Here is a 17,665-nt window from a genome sequence, read left to right on the forward strand (position 1 = left end):
CCCGGAGGCGGCCCCGTCCCCGCGCCCCGCGCGTGGAACCGAACCCCTACCAGGTCGGCTGGACGAACCCCATGCTGGCGATTTTATCGCGGTTGGACTCTCGCGCGGTCAGGACGACGGGGCCGTCGGCGGTCACCGCGACCGTGTGCTCGAAGTGCGCGGCCCGCTTGCCGTCCCGTGTCACCACGGTCCAGCCGTCGTCGAGCTGGACCACGTCGTGGCGGCCCAGGGTGGTCATCGGCTCGATCGCCAGGCACATGCCCTCGACCAGCTTCATCCCCTTGCCGCGCTTGCCGTAGTTGAGCACGTGCGGGTCCATGTGCATCTCGGTGCCGATGCCGTGGCCGCCGTACTCGCGGACGTTGCCGTAGCCGCCGTTGCGGGAGATGTGGCCGCCGATCGCGTGGCCGATGTCGCCCAGGCGCCTGCCCGGGCGCAGCTCGGCGATCCCCTGCCACATGGACTCCTCGCAGACCTCCATCATCCGCAGGTCCTCCGGGCGGCCCTCGCCGACGGCGACCGTGATCGCCGAGTCGCCGTGCCAGCCCTCCAGGATGGCCCCGCAGTCGATGGAGATGATGTCGCCCTCGGCCAGCACGCGCTCCGCGCTGGGGATGCCGTGGACGACCTCCTCGTTCACCGATGCGCAGATGGATCCGGGGAAGCCGTGGTAGCCCTTGAAGGAGGGGACGGCACCCGCGTCGCGGATGACCTTCTCCGCCACGGCGTCCAGCTCCAGGGTGGACACCCCGGGCCGCACCGCGGCCCGGAGGGTGTCCAGGGCGCGGGCCACGACCTGGCCCGCCGCCCTCATCTTGGCGATCTGCTCCGGCGTCTTGATCTGCACGTCCGGTTCGGCCCTGCGAAACATCAGGAGTCGGCCCCGGCCTTCTCGATGGCGGCCTTGGCGCGGGCCGTCACCTCCTCCACGGAACCCGTGGCGGCGATGGTGGCCAGCAGTCCCCGGGCCGCGTAGAACTCCACCAGCGGAGCGGTCTGCTCCCGGTAGACCTCCAGGCGGTGCCTGATGGTCTCCTCGCGGTCGTCCTCCCGCTGGTACAGCTCGGCGCCCTCGTTGTCGCACCTGCCCTCCGCATTCGGAGGGTCGTACTCGACGTGGTACACACGGCCGCACTCGGGGCACGAGCGGCGGCCCGAGAGGCGCTTGACGACCTCCTCCTCGTCGACCCTCAGCTCCAGGACGACGTCCAGGGAGGTGTCGAGGTCGGCCAGGATGGTCCCGAGCGTCTCGGCCTGCGCGACGTTGCGCGGGAATCCGTCGAGCAGGAAGCCCGCGGCCGCGTCGTCCCGCGCCAGACGGTCCTTGACCATGGCGTTGGTGACCTCGTCGGGGACGAGGTCACCGCGGTCCATGTACTCCTTGGCCTTCTTGCCAAGCTCAGTGCCGCCGCTGACGTTGGCCCGGAAGATGTCGCCTGTGGACACCTTGGGAATCGACAGCTCGGACGCGAGGATCTGGGCCTGGGTGCCCTTGCCGGCCCCAGGCGGCCCCACCAATACTGCTCGCATTTATCGCAGAAAACCTTCGTAGTTCCTCTGCTGGAGGTGACTCTCGATCTGCTTCACCGTGTCCAGCCCGACACCGACCATGATCAGGATGCTCGTCCCCCCGAACGGGAAGTTCGCGTTGGCACCGGTGGCGCCGAGCGCGACCATCGGAAGGAGAGCGATCACACCCAGGTACAGAGATCCGGGAGTCGTCAGCCTCGTCAGCACGTAGTCGAGGTACTCGGCCGTCGGACGCCCTGGTCGGATACCCGGGATGAACCCACCGTACTTCTTCATGTTGTCGGCGACCTCAGTGGGGTTGAAGGTAATCGCCACGTAGAAGAACGCGAAGCCGATGATCATGACGAAGAACGTCGCCATGTACACGGGGTGGGTGCCGGTGAGGAAGTACTCCTGGACGAAGGTCACCACGGGGTTGGTGGAGTCCTGGCCCATCAGGCCGACGAGCAGCTGCGGCAGGTACAGCAGCGAGGAGGCGAAGATCACGGGGATGATGCCCGCCTGGTTGACCTTCAGCGGGATGTAGGTCGAGCTTCCGCCGTACATGCGGCGGCCGACCATGCGCTTGGCGTACTGCACCGGGATGCGGCGCTGGGCCTGCTCGATGAAGACCACGGCGGTGATGAGCACCAGGCCCGCGATGCAGATGATCGCGAAGACCCAGATGGAGCGCTCCTGGTACAGGCTCATGATCGAGGAGGGGAACATCGCGATGACCTGGGTGAAGATCAGCAGCGACATACCGTTGCCCACGCCCCGCTCGGTGATGAGCTCACCGAACCACATGATGATGGCGGTACCGGCCGTCATCGTGAAGACGATGGTCACCAGGGTCATGATGTCCTGGTTGGGCATGTAGGAGCTGACCGGGATGGCCCCCTGGAACAGGGCGCCCGTCCTGGCCATGGCGACGATGCTGGTGGCCTGCAGGACCGCGAGCATCAGCGTCAGGTAGCGGGTGTACTGGGTGATCTTGCTCTGCCCGGACTGTCCCTCCTTCTTGAGGGCCTCCAGCCGGGGGATCACCACCGTCAGCAGGTTGATGATGATGCTCGCGGTGATGTACGGCATGACCCCGAGCGCGAACACGGCAAGTTGCAGCAGCGCGCCGCCGCTGAACAGGTTCACGAGCGCGTACACGCCCGACGTGTCGGCGGCGGTGATCGCCTCCATCTGGTCCCGGATCGCCGCGGAGTTGATACCCGGAGCGGGGATCACCGACCCCAGACGGAAGATCGTCAGGATGAACAGTGTGAACAGCAGCTTGTTGCGCAGGTCGGGCGTGCGGAATGCACGAACGAACGCACCTAGCACGTCTCCTCCTGCGCGGCTTCGGCGGCGGAACGGGTTCCAGACATCGCGGCCGATCCTGAATCGTCGTAGAACGTCAGCTCCGGGCGGTCGCCCGTTGCTCGGAAGTATTCACAGTACGTCAACTGGTGAACTCAAACAGATGGCACTGTAACAGTGATCACTCGGCAGTTGAGTTCGCGAGACATAACGATCACCGCTCACAACGCGCGGGGGCGTCCGCCGGCAGGTCCCTCACGGGCCTGCCGGGCGAACGCCCCCGGTCGCACATGGCGGGGAGATCCCCTACAGCTCGGTGACGGAGCCACCGGCAGCGGTGATCTTCTCCTTGGCCGAGGAGGAGAACGCGTTCGCGCTCACCTGCACGGCGGAGGTGATCTCACCGGTGCCCAGCACCTTGACGAGCTGGTTCTTGCGAACCGCGCCCTTGGCGACCAGGTCCTCGACGGTGACCTCGCCGCCCTCGGGGTAGAGCTCGCTCAGCTTGTCCAGGTTGACGACCTGGTAGGTCGTCTTGAACCGGGCGTTGCTGAAGCCCTTGAGCTTGGGCACCCGGCGGATGAGGGGCATCTGACCGCCCTCGAAGCCGGGGCGCACGGTGTTACGAGCCTTCGTGCCCTTGGTGCCGCGACCCGCGGTCTTGCCCTTGGACGCCTCGCCGCGACCCTTGCGGATCTTGGCCTTGTTGGAGCCCGGGGCGGGACGCAGGTGGTGCAGCTTGAGCAGCTCGTCGGGGTTGTAGTCGCTCATTCGGCAACCTCCTCGACAGAGACGAGGTGCGCGACGATCGTGATCTGCCCGCGAACCTCAGGGCGGTCCTCACGGACGGTGGACTTGCCGATCCGGCCCAGACCGAGCGACTGCAGAGCAGCGTGCTGCTTCTCCTTGCCGCCGATCTTGGAACGGGTCTGCGTGATCTTGAGCTTGGCCATGGTCAGGCTCCTGCCTTCGCCTCAGCGCGAGCACGCAGCATGGCGGCCGGGGCGACGTCCTCGATCGGCAGGCCACGGCGGGCGGCGATCTCCTCGGGCTGGTTGAGGCCCTTCAGAGCCGCCACGGTGGCGTGCACGATGTTCAGCGGGTTGGACGAGCCGAGCGACTTGCTCAGCACGTCGTGGATGCCGGCGCACTCCAGCACGGCGCGCACGGGACCACCGGCGATAACACCGGTACCCGGAGCGGCCGGACGGAGCAGGACGACGCCGGCAGCGTCCTCGCCCTGGACCCGGTGCGTGATCGTGCCCTGGATGCGGGGGACGCGGAAGAAGTTCTTCTTCGCCTCCTCGACACCCTTGGCGATCGCGGCCGGGACCTCCTTGGCCTTGCCGTAACCGACACCGACCATGCCGTTGCCGTCGCCGACGACGACCAGGGCGGTGAAGGAGAAGCGACGGCCGCCCTTGACGACCTTCGCGACCCGGTTGATGGTCACGACCTTCTCGATGTAGGAGACACCCTTGTCTGCGGCGCCGCCGCGGCGATCGTCACGGCGATCACGCCGCTCGCCACCGGCGCCGCGCCGCGGTGCTGCAGCCATCAGTGGTTCCTCTTCTCGTGGTTGATCTTGGCCGTTACAGAGGTCATCGCTAGAACTCCAGCCCGCCCTCGCGCGCCGCGTCGGCGAGCTTGGCGATACGCCCGGTGTACTGGTTGCCACCGCGGTCGAAGACGACGGTGGAGATGCCAGCGGCCTTGGCGCGCTCAGCGATGAGCTGGCCGACCTTGGCGGACTTGTCGGACTTGGTGCCCTCGGCGGCACGCAGGTCGGCCTCGACGCTGGAGGCGGCGGCCAGGGTGTGGCCCCTGGTGTCGTCGATGACCTGCGCGACGATGTGCTTGGAGGAGCGGAACACAGCCAGGCGGGGACGCTCGGCGGTACCGACGACCTTCTTGCGCACGCGGAACTGGCGGCGCGTACGAGAGGTGGCGCGCTTGGAGGTCCGCTTACGGCTCGAGGTGATAGCCATGCCTACTTACCAGCCTTTCCGGCCTTGCGGCGGATGTGCTCACCCTGGTACCGCACGCCCTTGGCCTTGTACGGGTCAGGCTTGCGCAGACCGCGGATGTTCGCGGCGACCTGTCCCACCAGCTGCTTGTCGATGCCCTCGACGTGGAGGAGCGTCGGCTTCTCCACCCGGAAGCTGATGCCCTCCGGGGGCTCCACCACGACGGGGTGGCTGTAGCCCAGCGAGAACTCCAGGTTGGAGCCGCGGGCCTGGACGCGGTAACCCACACCGTGGATCTCCAGCGTCTTGGTGTAGCCCTTGGAGACGCCCTCGACCAGGTTGGCGATGAGCGCACGGGTCAGACCGTGCAGCGAGCGGTTCTCCGGCTTGTCGTCGGGACGCGCCACCGTGAGCACCCCGTCCTCCAGGGAGGCGGTGATCGGCTCGGCGATGGTGTGCTTCAGTTCGCCCTTCGGCCCCTTGACAGTGACGTCTTGCCCGTTAATCGTGACTTCGACGCCCTTGGGGACCGAGAGCGGCAGTCGACCGATTCGCGACATGCTTCAATCTCTCCCTCTACCAGACGTAGGCGAGGACTTCGCCGCCCACGCCACGCTTCTTGGCCTGCTTGTCAGTCATCAGGCCGCCGGACGTCGAAATGATCGCCACGCCGAGGCCACCCAGCACCCGCGGCAGGTTCTCCTTCTTGGCGTACACCCGCAGACCGGGCTTGGAGACCCGGCGGATGCCCGCGATCGAACGCTCCCGGGTGGGGCCGTACTTCAGGTCCAGGACGAGGCTCTTGCCCACGGGGGCCTCCTCGGTCCGCCATCCCTGAATGAAGCCCTCCTGCTGGAGGATCTCGGCGATGTGCGCCTTGATCTTGGAATACGGCATGGTCACGGTGTCGTGGTAAGCCGAATTCGCGTTGCGCAGACGTGTGAGCATGTCTGCGATCGGGTCGGTCATCGTCATGGCCGACTGGCCCTTCCTCACCGCGGTTTCCGAGTGCGGGCCTTCCCAGGGCCTGCCCTTCCACGGGACATGCGTCCCGCGAAGGTGCACAAACGGACCTACGGCGTGGTCGTGGGCACCGCGGTCCCCTTCGGGACTGCCGTGCCCTGATGGTTGGATGTTGCAGGACCGTGCCGCCTGGTGCGGTCACGATCACTTCTGTGAACCACCGAGCGGTGGCGCTTCGGGGGGCCGACTCCGCGCTCGGGAACGAGCGCCCGGTCGGCCCCGCCGGAAACTACCAGCTCGACTTGGTGATACCGGGCAGCTCGCCCCGGTGCGCCATCTCGCGGAAGCAGATACGGCACAGGCCGAACTTCCGGAAGACGGCACGCGGGCGGCCGCACCGCGAGCATCGAGTATACGCGCGAACGCCGAACTTCGGCTTCCGCTGCGCCTTGGCGATCAGGGACTTCTTGGCCATGTGTTACCCCTCAGGCTTCCTTGAACGGGAAACCGAGCCGCTTGAGCAGGCTGCGGCCCTGGTCGTCGGTCGTGGCCGTGGTGACGACCGTGATGTCCATCCCACGCTGCCGGTCGACCTTGTCCGGGTCCACCTCGTGGAACATGACCTGCTCGGTGAGCCCGAAGGTGTAGTTGCCGTTCCCGTCGAACTGCTTCGGGGACAGGCCACGGAAGTCCCGGATACGGGGCAGGGCCAGCGAGAGCAGCCGGTCGAGGAACTCCCACATCCGGTCGCCGCGCAGCGTGACGCTGGCGCCGATCGGCTGGCCCTCGCGCAGCTTGAACTGCGCGATGGAGTTCTTGGCCCGGTTGATCTTCGGCTTCTGCCCGGTGATCGCCGACAGGTCGGCGACCGCGCCCTGGATCAGCTTCGCGTCACGAGCCGCCTCGCCCACGCCCATGTTGACCACGATCTTCGTCAGACCGGGGACCTGCATGATGTTGGCGATGTCGTGCTCCTCCTTGAGGGCAGCGACGATCTCGTTACGGTACTTCTCCTTGAGCCGCGGCATCGGAGGGGCCGTGATGTCGTTGGTAACCGTCATCAGATGTCCTTACCGGTGCGGCGGGAGACCCGAACCTTGGTTCCGTCTTCCTCGAAGCGATAGCCGGCACGGGTGGCCTTGCCGTCCTCCGCGAGCGCTACGTTGCTCACGTGGATCGGGGCCTCCTTGGTGACGACCTCACCCTGCTGGCCGCCCGCCGGGTTGGCCTTCCTGTGCTTCTTGACCAGGTTGACGCCCTCGACGATGACACGGTCTTCCTTCGGCATGGCCTTGACGACCTTGCCGGTGGCACCCTTGTCCTTGCCGGCGAGGACGATGACCTCGTCGCCAGATTTGATCTTCATCGCTTAGAGCACCTCCGGCGCCAGCGAAATGATGCGCATGTACTTCTTGTCACGCAGCTCACGGCCGACAGGGCCGAAGATGCGGGTGCCTCGCGGGTCCCCACCGTCCTTGATGAGCACGGCAGCGTTCTCATCGAAGCGGATGTAGGAGCCGTCGGGCCGGCGGCGCTCCTTGACGGTGCGCACGACAACGGCCTTGACGACGTCGCCCTTCTTGACTCCAGCGCCAGGCAGGGCGTCCTTCACCGTGGCGACGATGGTGTCGCCGATCCCGGCGTAGCGCCGACCCGAGCCACCGAGAACACGGATGGTAAGGATCTCCTTGGCACCCGTGTTGTCGGCGACCTTGAGTCGCGACTCCTGCTGAATCACGTCTGCTCCTGATGTGATGCGTGCGGTCCACTGCCGCACGGCTAGGTGGTCTCACCCCTCGCGCCGGCGGCCGACACCTGGTGTCGGCCGCCGACAGGCTGGGGTTACTTAGCCTTCTCCAGGATCTCCACGATGCGCCAGCGCTTCGTCGCGGAGAGCGGCCGGGTCTCCATCAGTCGGACCCGGTCGCCGACGCCACAGGAGTTCGCCTCGTCGTGCGCCTTGTACTTGGACGTCCGGCGGATGACCTTGCCGTACCTGGCGTGCGTGATGCGGTCCTCGACCTCGACAACGACGGTCTTGTCCATCTTGTCGCTGACGACGTAGCCCTCGCGCACCTTGCGGTAGTTGCGGGTCGCGGTCTGGTTCTCACTCATTCGGCTGCTTCCTTCGACTCCTGCGCCGACTCACCAGACAGCGGGGCGATGCCCAGCTCGTGCTCCCGCAGGACCGTGTAGATCCGCGCGATCTCGCGCTTGACGGTACGCAGTCGGCTGTGGTTGTCGAGCTGGCCGGTGGCGGCCTGGAAGCGGAGGTTGAAGAGCTCTTCCTTGGCTTCCTTGAGCTTGGAGACCAGGTCCTCGACGGACTGGTCACGGAGCTCATGGGCAGTCACGGACTTGGCCATCACTCCCCCTCCCGCGTAACAAACTTGCACTTCATCGGGAGCTTGTGCATCGCACGGCGCATGGCCTCCTTGGCCACGGCCTCGGGCACGCCCGACAGCTCGAACATCACGCGACCGGGCTTGACCGGCGCGACCCACCACTCGGGCGAGCCCTTACCGGAGCCCATGCGGACCTCGGCGGGCTTCTTGGTCAGCGGGCGGTCCGGGAAGATGTTGATCCACACCTTGCCGCCACGCTTGATGTGACGCGTCATGGCGATACGAGCGGACTCGATCTGGCGGTTCGTCACGTAGGCCGACTCCAGGGCCTGGATGCCGAACTCGCCGAAGTTGATCGTCGTGCCGCCCTTGGCCTTACCGCGCAGGTCCGGGTGGTGCTGCTTGCGGTACTTGACCTTACGAGGAATAAGCACTGTCAGCTCCCCTCGGTCTTCGCGGACTCGGCCGGAGCCTTGGCCTCGGTGTTCTGCTGCTGACCGCCGCCGGCACCGCCGCCGCGGCGACGACGCTGGGGGCGCTCGCGGCGCTGACCGCCACCGCCACCGCCGGCGGAGCGCTGCGCGGCCTGGGCCGCCTCGCGCTCGGCGCGGGTCGCGGGCGCGTCACCCTTGTAGATCCACACCTTCACACCGATGCGGCCGAACGTCGTACGGGCCTCGAAGAAGCCGTAGTCGATGTCGGCGCGCAGCGTGTGCAGCGGGACGCGACCCTCGCGGTAGAACTCCGAGCGGGACATCTCGGCCCCGCCCAGACGGCCACCGCACTGGATACGGATGCCCTTGGCACCGCTCTTCATGGCGCTCTGCATGGCCTTGCGCATCGCACGGCGGAACGCCACGCGGCTGCTCAGCTGCTCGGCGACGCCCTGGGCGACGAGCTGCGCGTCGATCTCGGGGTTCTTGACCTCGAAGACGTTCAGCTGGACCTGCTTGCCGGTCAGCTTCTCCAGGTCGGTCCTGATCCGGTCGGCCTCGACACCGCGGCGGCCGATGACAATGCCCGGCCGGGCGGTGTAGACGTCGACGCGGACGCGGTCACGGGTGCGCTCGATCTCCACCTTGGAGATGCCCGCGCGCTCCATACCGCGGGTCAGCATCCGACGGATCGCGACGTCTTCCTTGACGTAGTCCTTGTAGGACTTGTCGGCGTACCAACGGCTCTTGAAGTCGGTGGTGATGCCGAGGCGGAACCCGTGCGGGTTTACCTTCTGCCCCACTATCGGGTCCTTTCCTTCGTCTTGGACGAGGCGCCCGAGCGCTCAGCGACGACCACGGTGATGTGGCTCGTACGCTTGGTCACCCGGAAGGCGCGGCCGAAGCCTCGCGGACGAATGCGCTTCAGGGTCGGACCCTCGTCCACCCACGCGCGCTCGACCACCAGCGTCTCGCGGTCCAGCTTGTCATTGTGCTCGGCGTTGGCGACGGCACTAGCCAGTACCTTGCCAACGGGCTCGCTCGCCGACTGGGGCGCGAACCGGAGCACCGCCTGTGCCTCGTCAGCGGGCAACCCGCGAATAAGGTCCACCACCCGGCGGGCCTTCCGGGGCGTAACACGGACGAACCGTGCCTGTGCCCTCGTTCCCATCGCTTTTCCCTCGCTCACGGAAATTCATCTCCACTCACCGTGGAGAAATGGTTCTTTCTCCTGCTGCAACCGCTAACGGCGGCTACGGCGGTCTTCCTTGACGTGGCTACGGAAAGTACGCGTGGGAGCGAACTCACCGAGCTTGTGGCCGACCATCGACTCCGACACGAACACGGGGACGTGCTTGCGGCCGTCGTGGACGGCGATCGTGTGACCGATCATCTCCGGAACGATCATGGACCGCCGGGACCACGTCTTGATGACGTTCTTGGTCCCCTTCTCGTTCTGCGTCTCCACCTTCTTGATCAGGTGGTCGTCGACGAAGGGACCCTTCTTAAGGCTACGTGGCATCAGACGTGCTCCTTACCGCTTCTTCTTACCGCTACGCCGACGCCGCACGATCAGCTTGTCGCTGGGCTTGTTCTTGGCCCGGGTCCGGCCTTCCTTCTGACCCCAGGGGCTGACCGGGTGACGGCCGCCCGAGGTCTTGCCCTCGCCACCACCGTGCGGGTGGTCGACCGGGTTCATCACGACACCGCGAACGGTCGGGCGCTTGCCCTTCCAACGGGAGCGGCCGGCCTTGCCCCAGTTGATGTTGGACTGCTCGGCGTTGCCGACCTGGCCGACGGTCGCGCGGCAGGTGATCTCCACCATGCGCATCTCGCCGGAGGGCATACGCAGCGTGGCGTAGCGCCCCTCCTTGGCCAGGAGCTGGATCTGCGACCCAGCGGAGCGGCCCAGCTTGGCGCCGCCGCCCGGCTTCAGTTCGACCGCGTGCACGAACGTACCCGTGGGGATGTTGCGCAGCGGGAGGCAGTTGCCGGGCTTGATGTCGGACTGCGGGCCGTTCTCGACCCGGTCGCCCTGCTTGAGGCCGGCGGGCGCCAGGATGTAGCGCTTCTCGCCGTCCACGTAGTGGAGCAGGGCGATACGGGCGGTGCGGTTCGGGTCGTACTCGATGTGAGCGACCTTGGCCGGCACGCCGTCCTTGTCGTGGCGACGGAAGTCGATCACGCGGTAGGCCCGCTTGTGACCGCCACCCTGGTGGCGGGCGGTGATCCGGCCGTGGCCGTTGCGCCCACCCTTGGAGTGAAGCGGACGCACCAGGGACTTCTCCGGCTCCGAGCGCGTGATCTCGACGAAGTCGCTCACGCTGGAGCCGCGACGACCCGGCGTCGTCGGCTTGTACTTACGAATGCCCATCTTCTTCGCGCATTCCTTTACGTATTGCTTGGTGTGTAGCGGTCAGACCCGGAGAAGGTCAGACACCGAAGATGTCGATCCGGTCGCCCTCGGCGACACTGACGATCGCGCGCTTGGTGTCGGGACGCTTCCCGTAACCGAAGCGGGTGCGCTTGCGCTTGCCCTTGCGGTTGATCGTGTTCACGCTCGTGACCTTCACCTCGAAGATCTTCTCGATCGCGATCTTGATCTGGGTCTTGTTGGCGTCGGGGCTGACGATGAACGTGTACTTGTTCTCGTCCATGAGCCCGTAGCTCTTCTCGGAGATCACCGGCTCGATGATGATGTCCCGGTGGTCGGCGATCCTCACTGGTCGTCCTCCTCGGACTGCGCGGCCTTGGAGGCACCGGCCGCGTGGGCCAGGAACTCGGCGTAGCCCGCCTCGGTGAAGACCACGTCGTCCGAGTACAGGACGTCGTAGGTGTTCACCTGGTCCGCGTCGAGGATGTGCACCTCTTCGAGGTTGCGCAGGGCGCGCCGGTTGTGCTCGTCCTCGCGGGCCAGGACCACCAGGACCTTGTCGGACTCGGTGACCTGGCGCAGTGCCTTCAGAGCGTTCTGCGTGAGCTTGCTCTCCACGCCCTCGGCCACGAAGTGGCTGACGACGTGGATGCGGCCGTGGCGCGCCCGGTCCGAGAGGGCACCGCGCAGGGCGGCGGCCTTCATCTTCTTCGGGGTGCGCTGGCCGTAGTCGCGCGGCTGGGGTCCGTGGACCGTGCCGCCGCCGGTGTACTGCGGGGCGCGGATGGAACCCTGGCGGGCCCGGCCGGTGCCCTTCTGGCGGTAGGGCTTCTTGCCACCGCCGCGGACGTCGCCGCGGGTCTTGGTGGCGTGGGTGCCCTGACGGCCAGCGGCGAGCTGGGCGTTCACGACCTGGTGGATCAGCGGGATGCTGACCTGCTGGGCGAAGACGCTCTCCGGCAGCTCAACGCTGCCCTTGGCGCCGCCCTCGGGGTTCTTGACCTCGATCTGGGCCATGGCTTACTTGTCCCCCTTCACAGCGGTGCGGACGAGCACCAGACCGCCGTTGGGACCGGGGACGGCACCCTTGACCAGGATGAGCCCCTTCTCCGCGTCCACGGAGTGAACGGTCAGGTTCTGGACGGTCTTGCGCACGTTGCCCATGCGACCGGCCATCCGCATGCCCTTGAAAACGCGGCCGGGTGTGGCGCAGCCGCCGATGGAGCCGGGCGAGCGGTGCTTGCGCTGCGTACCGTGTGTGGCGGAGAGACCACGGAAGCCGTGGCGCTTCATCACACCGGCGAAGCCCTTGCCCTTGCTCTTGCCCGTGACGTCGACCATCTGGCCGCTCTCGAAGCTGTCCGCGGCGACCTCCTGGCCGAGCGTGTACTCGGAGGCGTCGGTGGTGCGGACCTCGACGTAGTGCCGGCGCGGGGTCAGGTCGTGCTGGCGCAGGTAGTCGCCGAGAGGCTTGTTGACCTTGCGCGGGTTGATCTGCCCGTAGCCGAGCTGGACAGCCGAGTAACCATCGGTGTCCGGAGTCCGGATGCGGCTCACGACGCACGGACCGGCCTTCAGAACCGTCACGGGAACCATGCGTCCCGCGTCGTCGAAGACCTGGGTCATGCCGAGCTTTTCGCCCAGAACTCCCTTGATCTGCTTGGTGGCCATGTCTGTGCGTCCTTAAAGCTTGATCTCGATGTCAACGCCGGCCGGGAGGTCGAGTCGCATGAGCGAGTCCACCGTCTTCGGCGTGGGGTCGATGATGTCGATCAGCCGCTTGTGGGTGCGCATCTCGAAGTGCTCGCGCGAGTCCTTGTACTTGTGCGGCGATCGGATGACGCAGTAAACGTTCTTCTCCGTCGGCAGCGGCACCGGGCCCGCGACCTGTGCGCCGGTTCGCGTCACAGTTTCGACGATCTTGCGCGCCGAGCTGTCGATGACCTCGTGGTCATAGGCCTTTAGCCGAATGCGGATCTTCTGTCCCGCCATATGGCCTGTTCGTCCTTCGCTTCAGTGTCCGTAACGGTGAGCTGTCCGGTCACAGACGCCCAGGCCCGACGAAGTCCGCCGTGTAGCCGTGAGCCCCTATTCCCTTGAGAAACCGCAACAGGGCTTGCCCCTGCGGTGCGTCACCGTCACAGAGCCCGATGACGTCTTGTCGTGTGGCGGGCGGGCCGCCTGTGGGGGCGGCCCGCCCGCCACGCCCGGGGCGGCTCCGTACGGAGTCGCCACCCGGCGTGTGTGTGCTACTTGTTGATCTTCGTGACGCGACCGGCACCCACGGTCCGGCCACCCTCGCGGATGGCGAACTTCAGGCCCTCTTCCATCGCGACCGGCTGGATCAGCTGGACGGACATCTCGGTGTTGTCACCGGGCATGACCATCTCGGTGCCCTCCGGCAGCGTCACGACGCCGGTGACGTCGGTGGTGCGGAAGTAGAACTGCGGGCGGTAGTTGTTGAAGAACGGCGTGTGGCGGCCACCCTCGTCCTTGGACAGGATGACGACCTGGGCCTCGAACTCGGTGTGCGGGGTGGTCGTGCCCGGCTTGATGATGACCTGGCCGCGCTCGACGTCCTCGCGCTTGGTGCCGCGCAGGAGCAGACCGACGTTGTCGCCGGCCTGGCCCTGGTCGAGCAGCTTGCGGAACATCTCCACACCGGTGACCGTGGTGGTCTGCTTCTCTTCCTTGATGCCGACGATGTCGACGGTCTCGTTGACGTTGATGACGCCACGCTCGATGCGACCGGTGACGACGGTGCCGCGACCGGTGATCGAGAAGACGTCCTCGATCGGCATGAGGAAGGGCTTGTCGGTGTCACGCTCGGGCTCGGGGATGAAGCTGTCCACGGTGCCCATGAGCTCCAGGACGGCGTCAGCCCACTTCTGGTCGCCCTCGAGCGCCTTCAGAGCCGAGACCTTGGTGACGGGAACGTCGTCGCCGGGGAACTCGTACTCGCTGAGCAGCTCGCGGACCTCGAGCTCGACGAGCTCGAAGATCTCGTCGTCGTCCACCATGTCGGCCTTGTTCAGGGCGACGACGATGGCGGGGACGCCGACCTGGCGGGCCAGGAGCACGTGCTCCTTGGTCTGCGGCATCGGGCCGTCGGTGGCGGCCACGACCAGGATGGCACCGTCCATCTGGGCCGCACCCGTGATCATGTTCTTCACGTAGTCGGCGTGACCCGGGCAGTCCACGTGAGCGTAGTGGCGCTGCTCGGTCTGGTACTCGACGTGGGCGACGGAGATGGTGATACCGCGCTCGCGCTCCTCAGGAGCGTTGTCGATGTCCTCGAACGGGGTGAACGGGTTCAGCTCCGGGTACGCGTCGTGCAGCACCTTGGTGATGGCCGCGGTCAGCGTGGTCTTGCCGTGGTCAATGTGACCGATGGTGCCGATGTTGACGTGCGGCTTAGTCCGCTCGAACTTTTCCTTCGCCACTGGAAGTCTCCTAGACGTACAGAGCTATCTGGTCCATCCCCGGCGCGTGGCCGGAGATCGGATTGGTTACGTGTCCGCGATTACTCGCCGCGGACCTTCGCCACAATTTCTTGGGCGACAGCGGACGGAACCTCCGCGTAGGAGTCGAACACCATCGAGTAGTTGGCTCGACCCTGCGTACGGCTGCGCAGGTCACCCACGTAGCCGAACATTTCGGAGAGGGGCACCTGGGCCTTGACGACACGCACGCCGGAACGCTCGTCCATGGACTGGATCTGTCCACGGCGGGAGTTCAGGTCGCCGATGACGTCACCCATGTACTCCTCAGGAGTGGTGACCTCGACGGCCATGACCGGCTCCAGGAGAGTCGGCTTGGCCAGCTTGACGGCCTCCTTGAAGGCCATCGAACCGGCGGTCTTGAACGCCATCTCGGAGGAGTCGACCTCGTGGTACTGGCCGTCCTGCAGCGTCACCTTGATGCCGACGAGCGGGTAGTGCGCGAGCACACCCAGTTCGGCGGCCTCCTGGCAGCCGGCGTCCACGGACGGGATGTACTCCCGGGGGATGCGGCCACCGGTGACGGCGTTGACGAACTCGTAGCCCGAGGCGTCGCCGCTCTCGGTCTCGAGGGGCTCGAGGTCGATCTTGACCTTGGCGAACTGGCCCGACCCACCGGTCTGCTTCTTGTGGGTGTAGGTGTGCCCCTCGACCTTCTTGCGAATGGTCTCGCGGTAGGCCACCTGGGGCTTGCCGATGTTCGCCTCGACCTTGAACTCGTCGCGCATGCGGTTGACGAGGACCTCGAGGTGCAGCTCACCCATACCGGAGATCACGGTCTGGCCGGTCTGCTCGTCCGTGGCGACCTGGAACGAGGGGTCCTCGTCCGCGAGGCGCTGGATCGCGATGCCCAGCTTCTCCTGGTCGCTCTTGGTCTTGGGCTCGATGGCCACCTCGATGACCGGAGCCGGGAAGGTCATGGACTCCAGGACGATCGGGCTGCCCTGCTCGCACAGGGTCTCACCGGTCGTGGTGTCCTTCAGGCCCATGACGGCGACGATGTCGCCCGCGCCGACCTCGGCGATCTCCTCACGCTTGTTGGAGTGCATGCGGTAGATCTTGCCGATGCGCTCCTTGCGGCCCTTGAGGCTGTTCAGCACCTGGGTGCCGGCCTTCATGACGCCCGAGTAGATGCGCACGTAGGTGAGCTTGCCCAGGTGCGGGTCGCTCATGATCTTGAAGACCAGCGCGGAGAGCGGCTCGTCGTTGCTCGGCTTGCGGACGAGCTTGGTCTGCTCGGTCTCGTCCTTGGGGTCGTGGCCCTCGACGGACTCCACGTCCAGGGGCGAGGGGAGGTAGGCGGTGACCGCGTCGAGCAGGGGCTGCACGCCCTTGTTCTTGAACGCGGTGCCGCACAGGACCGGAACGGCCGTACCGGCGATGGTGGCGCGGCGGATCGCGGGGATGAGCTGCTCCACGGTGGGCTCCTGGCCCTCCAGGTACATCTCCATGATCTCGTCGTCGGCCTCGGCCAGCGTCTCGATGAACTGGTCGCGGGCCTCGCGGGCGGCGTCGGCGTGGCTCTCGGGGATGTCGACGGTGTCGTACATCTCGCCGAGCGCGGCCTCCTCGTTCCAGACGTAGGCCTTCATCCGCACAAGGTCGATGACGCCCTTGAAGTCGCTCTCGGCACCGATGTTGAGCTGGATCGGCATGGCGTTGGCGCCGAGGCGCTCACGGAACATGTCGACACAGCGCTGGAACTCGGCGCCGATCTTGTCCATCTTGTTGACGAAGCAGATGCGCGGAACGCCGTAGCGGTCAGCCTGGCGCCAGACCTGCTCCGACTGGGGCTCGACGCCTTCCTTGGCGTCGAAGACCGCGACGGCACCGTCGAGGACACGCAGCGAACGCTCGACCTCGACCGTGAAGTCGACGTGGCCGGGCGTGTCGATGATGTTGATGGTGTGGTCGTCCCAGTGGGTGGTGGTAGCAGCCGAGGTAATGGTGATACCCCGCTCCTGCTCCTCCTTCATCCAGTCCATCGTGGCGGCGCCGTCGTGGACCTCACCCACCTTGTGGGTGACACCGGTGTAGTAGAGGATCCGCTCAGTCGTCGTGGTCTTACCCGCGTCGATGTGAGCCATGATCCCGATGTTGCGGACCTTGGCCAGGTCAAGAACAGTCTTAGCAGCCATGAGGCTCGTCGTCCCTCGGTCTTTTTCGATCCGCCGCTTTACCAGCGGTAGTGCGCGAAGGCCTTGTTCGACTCGGCCATCTTGTGCGTGTCCTCACGCTTCTTGACAGCCGCGCCGAGACCGTTGCTGGCGTCGACCAGCTCGTTCATCAGACGCTCGGTCATGGTCTTCTCACGGCGCTTGCGCGCGAAGGAGACCAGCCAGCGCAGGGCCAGCGTGGTGGACCGGGAGGCGCGGACCTCGACCGGCACCTGGTAGGTCGCGCCACCGACACGGCGGCTGCGGACCTCGAGCGCGGGCTTGACGTTGTCCAGAGCCCGCTTGAGAACGACGAGCGGGTCCTGGCCGGTCTTCTCGCGGGCACCCTCCAGGGCGTCGTAGACGACGCTCTGGGCGATGGAGCGCTTGCCGTCGAGCAGCACCTTGTTGATCAGTGCGGTGACGAGCGGCGAGCCGTAGACCGGGTCGGTGATGAGCTGGCGCTTCGGCGCCGGGCCCTTGCGCGGCATACTTACTTCTCCTTCTTGGCGCCGTAGCGGCTACGCGCCTGCTTGCGGTTGCGGACACCCTGGGTGTCGAGCGAACCGCGGACAATTCGGTAGCGGACACCCGGCAGGTCCTTCACACGGCCACCGCGCACGAGCACGATGCTGTGCTCCTGGAGGTTGTGGCCGATGCCGGGGATGTAGGCCGTGACCTCGATACCGCTGCTCAGCCTCACTCGAGCGACCTTGCGCAGAGCGGAGTTCGGCTTCTTCGGCGTAGTGGTGTAGACACGCGTGCACACACCACGACGCTGCGGACTCCCCTTCAGCGCCGGGGTCTTGTTCTTTGCGACCTTGTCCTGTCGGCCCTTACGGACCAGCTGCTGGATGGTGGGCACCGCGTCTCCGTCTTCCTCGTGACCTACGCCGGTTCTCGTAGCCGATATCGCTATTGACCTGCTGAATTTCCCGAATCTCCCCGGCCCCCGATGTCGGGCGTGTCGCATTCGTTCCCGCGCATGGCGAAAAGGCGTTCACACCCGGCACGAGGCCGATCTTGGGAGGAGGCTCACATGCGCCGCGCACCGTAGGCCCGCATCTGCTGGGACCGGGGCGCCGCACACGCACGTGTGACCCGTC

General features: G+C 66.4%; 28 protein-coding genes. All 28 read right to left on the reverse strand.

Annotated features, from left to right (window positions below; all coding sequences use genetic code 11):
- Nucleotides 1-46: 46 nt before the first annotated feature.
- Nucleotides 47-871: a type I methionyl aminopeptidase gene (gene map / locus A6A08_RS00485; RefSeq protein WP_073700502.1), complete on the reverse strand. Its 825-nt coding sequence runs from the start codon at nt 869-871 to the stop codon at nt 47-49.
- Nucleotides 871-1,530, reverse strand: a complete 660-nt coding sequence (locus tag A6A08_RS00490; protein WP_199866800.1) for an adenylate kinase — start codon at nt 1,528-1,530, stop codon at nt 871-873. Before A6A08_RS00490 ends, map begins: the two co-directional genes overlap by 1 nt.
- A complete protein-coding gene (secY, locus tag A6A08_RS00495) occupies nt 1,531-2,844 on the reverse strand; it encodes a preprotein translocase subunit SecY (RefSeq protein WP_073700504.1) in 1,314 nt (437 codons plus the stop codon).
- A 282-nt stretch (nt 2,845-3,126) separates the two neighbouring features.
- Nucleotides 3,127-3,591 carry a 50S ribosomal protein L15 gene (rplO, locus tag A6A08_RS00500; protein WP_073700505.1) on the reverse strand — a complete coding sequence of 155 codons (465 nt, stop codon included), beginning with the start codon at nt 3,589-3,591 and terminating at the stop codon, nt 3,127-3,129.
- On the reverse strand, nt 3,588-3,773 hold the full coding sequence (rpmD, locus tag A6A08_RS00505) for a 50S ribosomal protein L30 (protein ID WP_073700506.1): 186 nt from the start codon (nt 3,771-3,773) through the stop codon (nt 3,588-3,590). The genes rplO and rpmD overlap by 4 nt, the downstream gene beginning before the upstream one ends.
- A gap of 2 nt (nt 3,774-3,775) precedes the next feature.
- Nucleotides 3,776-4,378: a 30S ribosomal protein S5 gene (gene rpsE, locus A6A08_RS00510; RefSeq protein WP_073700507.1), complete on the reverse strand. Its 603-nt coding sequence runs from the start codon at nt 4,376-4,378 to the stop codon at nt 3,776-3,778.
- A 49-nt stretch (nt 4,379-4,427) separates the two neighbouring features.
- Nucleotides 4,428-4,808 carry a 50S ribosomal protein L18 gene (rplR, locus tag A6A08_RS00515; protein WP_073700508.1) on the reverse strand — a complete coding sequence of 127 codons (381 nt, stop codon included), beginning with the start codon at nt 4,806-4,808 and terminating at the stop codon, nt 4,428-4,430.
- A gap of 2 nt (nt 4,809-4,810) precedes the next feature.
- Entirely contained in the window at nt 4,811-5,347 is a 537-nt protein-coding gene (rplF, locus tag A6A08_RS00520) for a 50S ribosomal protein L6 (protein WP_073700509.1), read from the reverse strand.
- 16 nt (nt 5,348-5,363) lie between these two features.
- Nucleotides 5,364-5,762, reverse strand: a complete 399-nt coding sequence (gene rpsH / locus A6A08_RS00525) for a 30S ribosomal protein S8 (protein ID WP_073700510.1) — start codon at nt 5,760-5,762, stop codon at nt 5,364-5,366.
- 277 nt (nt 5,763-6,039) lie between these two features.
- Nucleotides 6,040-6,225, reverse strand: coding sequence for a type Z 30S ribosomal protein S14 (locus A6A08_RS00530; protein WP_017573364.1), 186 nt, complete (start codon nt 6,223-6,225; stop codon nt 6,040-6,042).
- A 10-nt stretch (nt 6,226-6,235) separates the two neighbouring features.
- Nucleotides 6,236-6,811, reverse strand: coding sequence for a 50S ribosomal protein L5 (gene rplE, locus A6A08_RS00535; RefSeq protein WP_073700511.1), 576 nt, complete (start codon nt 6,809-6,811; stop codon nt 6,236-6,238).
- Nucleotides 6,811-7,116: a 50S ribosomal protein L24 gene (rplX, locus tag A6A08_RS00540; protein ID WP_073700512.1), complete on the reverse strand. Its 306-nt coding sequence runs from the start codon at nt 7,114-7,116 to the stop codon at nt 6,811-6,813. Before rplX ends, rplE begins: the two co-directional genes overlap by 1 nt.
- 3 nt (nt 7,117-7,119) lie before the next feature.
- Complete coding sequence (gene rplN / locus A6A08_RS00545) at nt 7,120-7,488, reverse strand: 50S ribosomal protein L14 (RefSeq protein ID WP_013156121.1); 369 nt, start codon at nt 7,486-7,488, stop codon at nt 7,120-7,122.
- Between the two features lie 104 nt (nt 7,489-7,592).
- Nucleotides 7,593-7,865, reverse strand: a complete 273-nt coding sequence (rpsQ, locus tag A6A08_RS00550; RefSeq protein ID WP_073700513.1) for a 30S ribosomal protein S17 — start codon at nt 7,863-7,865, stop codon at nt 7,593-7,595.
- Nucleotides 7,862-8,116, reverse strand: a complete 255-nt coding sequence (rpmC, locus tag A6A08_RS00555; RefSeq protein WP_073700514.1) for a 50S ribosomal protein L29 — start codon at nt 8,114-8,116, stop codon at nt 7,862-7,864. The genes rpsQ and rpmC overlap by 4 nt, the downstream gene beginning before the upstream one ends.
- Nucleotides 8,116-8,529 (reverse strand): 50S ribosomal protein L16, encoded by a 414-nt coding sequence (gene rplP, locus A6A08_RS00560; protein ID WP_073700515.1) that lies wholly within the window; start codon nt 8,527-8,529, stop codon nt 8,116-8,118. The genes rpmC and rplP overlap by 1 nt, the downstream gene beginning before the upstream one ends.
- Nucleotides 8,530-8,531: 2 nt before the next feature.
- Nucleotides 8,532-9,332, reverse strand: a complete 801-nt coding sequence (rpsC, locus tag A6A08_RS00565; RefSeq protein ID WP_073700516.1) for a 30S ribosomal protein S3 — start codon at nt 9,330-9,332, stop codon at nt 8,532-8,534.
- Entirely contained in the window at nt 9,332-9,700 is a 369-nt protein-coding gene (gene rplV / locus A6A08_RS00570) for a 50S ribosomal protein L22 (protein WP_073700517.1), read from the reverse strand. Before rplV ends, rpsC begins: the two co-directional genes overlap by 1 nt.
- Nucleotides 9,701-9,772: 72 nt before the next feature.
- Nucleotides 9,773-10,051, reverse strand: coding sequence for a 30S ribosomal protein S19 (gene rpsS / locus A6A08_RS00575; RefSeq protein WP_073700518.1), 279 nt, complete (start codon nt 10,049-10,051; stop codon nt 9,773-9,775).
- 12 nt (nt 10,052-10,063) lie between these two features.
- The gene (rplB, locus tag A6A08_RS00580; RefSeq protein WP_073700519.1) at nt 10,064-10,903 is read right to left on the reverse strand and encodes a 50S ribosomal protein L2; all 840 of its coding nucleotides are present in this window, start codon (nt 10,901-10,903) and stop codon (nt 10,064-10,066) included.
- A gap of 58 nt (nt 10,904-10,961) precedes the next feature.
- On the reverse strand, nt 10,962-11,252 hold the full coding sequence (rplW, locus tag A6A08_RS00585; protein WP_073700520.1) for a 50S ribosomal protein L23: 291 nt from the start codon (nt 11,250-11,252) through the stop codon (nt 10,962-10,964).
- Complete coding sequence (gene rplD, locus A6A08_RS00590) at nt 11,249-11,920, reverse strand: 50S ribosomal protein L4 (RefSeq protein ID WP_073700521.1); 672 nt, start codon at nt 11,918-11,920, stop codon at nt 11,249-11,251. The genes rplW and rplD overlap by 4 nt, the downstream gene beginning before the upstream one ends.
- A 3-nt stretch (nt 11,921-11,923) precedes the next feature.
- Nucleotides 11,924-12,574, reverse strand: coding sequence for a 50S ribosomal protein L3 (rplC, locus tag A6A08_RS00595; protein ID WP_073700522.1), 651 nt, complete (start codon nt 12,572-12,574; stop codon nt 11,924-11,926).
- Nucleotides 12,575-12,586: 12 nt separating this feature from the next.
- Nucleotides 12,587-12,895 carry a 30S ribosomal protein S10 gene (gene rpsJ / locus A6A08_RS00600; RefSeq protein WP_013156110.1) on the reverse strand — a complete coding sequence of 103 codons (309 nt, stop codon included), beginning with the start codon at nt 12,893-12,895 and terminating at the stop codon, nt 12,587-12,589.
- Between the two features lie 257 nt (nt 12,896-13,152).
- On the reverse strand, nt 13,153-14,346 hold the full coding sequence (gene tuf, locus A6A08_RS00605) for an elongation factor Tu (RefSeq protein ID WP_073700523.1): 1,194 nt from the start codon (nt 14,344-14,346) through the stop codon (nt 13,153-13,155).
- A gap of 80 nt (nt 14,347-14,426) precedes the next feature.
- Complete coding sequence (fusA, locus tag A6A08_RS00610; RefSeq protein WP_073700524.1) at nt 14,427-16,541, reverse strand: elongation factor G; 2,115 nt, start codon at nt 16,539-16,541, stop codon at nt 14,427-14,429.
- Nucleotides 16,542-16,579: 38 nt separating this feature from the next.
- The gene (gene rpsG, locus A6A08_RS00615; RefSeq protein WP_073700525.1) at nt 16,580-17,050 is read right to left on the reverse strand and encodes a 30S ribosomal protein S7; all 471 of its coding nucleotides are present in this window, start codon (nt 17,048-17,050) and stop codon (nt 16,580-16,582) included.
- A gap of 2 nt (nt 17,051-17,052) precedes the next feature.
- Nucleotides 17,053-17,424, reverse strand: coding sequence for a 30S ribosomal protein S12 (gene rpsL, locus A6A08_RS00620; RefSeq protein WP_040274940.1), 372 nt, complete (start codon nt 17,422-17,424; stop codon nt 17,053-17,055).
- Nucleotides 17,425-17,665 lie beyond the last annotated feature (241 nt).

This window comes from Nocardiopsis sp. TSRI0078 (assembly GCF_001905145.1).
GTDB lineage: Bacteria > Actinomycetota > Actinomycetes > Streptosporangiales > Streptosporangiaceae > Nocardiopsis.

Excerpts from the sequence above, each read along its gene's own strand:
- rpsH (WP_073700510.1), bottom strand. The coding sequence starts at position 5,762 with ATGACGATGACCGACCCGATCGCAGACATGCTCACACGTCTGCGCAAC.
- rpsS (WP_073700518.1), bottom strand. The coding sequence starts at position 10,051 with ATGCCACGTAGCCTTAAGAAGGGTCCCTTCGTCGACGACCACCTGATC.
- rplB (WP_073700519.1), bottom strand. The coding sequence starts at position 10,903 with ATGGGCATTCGTAAGTACAAGCCGACGACGCCGGGTCGTCGCGGCTCC.
- fusA (WP_073700524.1), bottom strand. The coding sequence starts at position 16,541 with ATGGCTGCTAAGACTGTTCTTGACCTGGCCAAGGTCCGCAACATCGGG.
- A6A08_RS00530 (WP_017573364.1), bottom strand. The coding sequence starts at position 6,225 with ATGGCCAAGAAGTCCCTGATCGCCAAGGCGCAGCGGAAGCCGAAGTTC.
- rplF (WP_073700509.1), bottom strand. The coding sequence starts at position 5,347 with ATGTCGCGAATCGGTCGACTGCCGCTCTCGGTCCCCAAGGGCGTCGAA.
- A6A08_RS00490 (WP_199866800.1), bottom strand. The coding sequence starts at position 1,530 with ATGCGAGCAGTATTGGTGGGGCCGCCTGGGGCCGGCAAGGGCACCCAG.
- map (WP_073700502.1), bottom strand. The coding sequence starts at position 871 with ATGTTTCGCAGGGCCGAACCGGACGTGCAGATCAAGACGCCGGAGCAG.
- rpsG (WP_073700525.1), bottom strand. The coding sequence starts at position 17,050 with ATGCCGCGCAAGGGCCCGGCGCCGAAGCGCCAGCTCATCACCGACCCG.
- rpmC (WP_073700514.1), bottom strand. The coding sequence starts at position 8,116 with ATGGCCAAGTCCGTGACTGCCCATGAGCTCCGTGACCAGTCCGTCGAG.
- rpsQ (WP_073700513.1), bottom strand. The coding sequence starts at position 7,865 with ATGAGTGAGAACCAGACCGCGACCCGCAACTACCGCAAGGTGCGCGAG.
- rplD (WP_073700521.1), bottom strand. The coding sequence starts at position 11,920 with ATGGCCCAGATCGAGGTCAAGAACCCCGAGGGCGGCGCCAAGGGCAGC.
- rplX (WP_073700512.1), bottom strand. The coding sequence starts at position 7,116 with ATGAAGATCAAATCTGGCGACGAGGTCATCGTCCTCGCCGGCAAGGAC.
- rplC (WP_073700522.1), bottom strand. The coding sequence starts at position 12,574 with ATGGCCACCAAGCAGATCAAGGGAGTTCTGGGCGAAAAGCTCGGCATG.
- rpsE (WP_073700507.1), bottom strand. The coding sequence starts at position 4,378 with ATGGCTGCAGCACCGCGGCGCGGCGCCGGTGGCGAGCGGCGTGATCGC.
- rplV (WP_073700517.1), bottom strand. The coding sequence starts at position 9,700 with ATGGGAACGAGGGCACAGGCACGGTTCGTCCGTGTTACGCCCCGGAAG.
- rpsJ (WP_013156110.1), bottom strand. The coding sequence starts at position 12,895 with ATGGCGGGACAGAAGATCCGCATTCGGCTAAAGGCCTATGACCACGAG.
- rpmD (WP_073700506.1), bottom strand. The coding sequence starts at position 3,773 with ATGGCCAAGCTCAAGATCACGCAGACCCGTTCCAAGATCGGCGGCAAG.
- rplR (WP_073700508.1), bottom strand. The coding sequence starts at position 4,808 with ATGGCTATCACCTCGAGCCGTAAGCGGACCTCCAAGCGCGCCACCTCT.
- rplO (WP_073700505.1), bottom strand. The coding sequence starts at position 3,591 with ATGAGCGACTACAACCCCGACGAGCTGCTCAAGCTGCACCACCTGCGT.
- rplE (WP_073700511.1), bottom strand. The coding sequence starts at position 6,811 with ATGACGGTTACCAACGACATCACGGCCCCTCCGATGCCGCGGCTCAAG.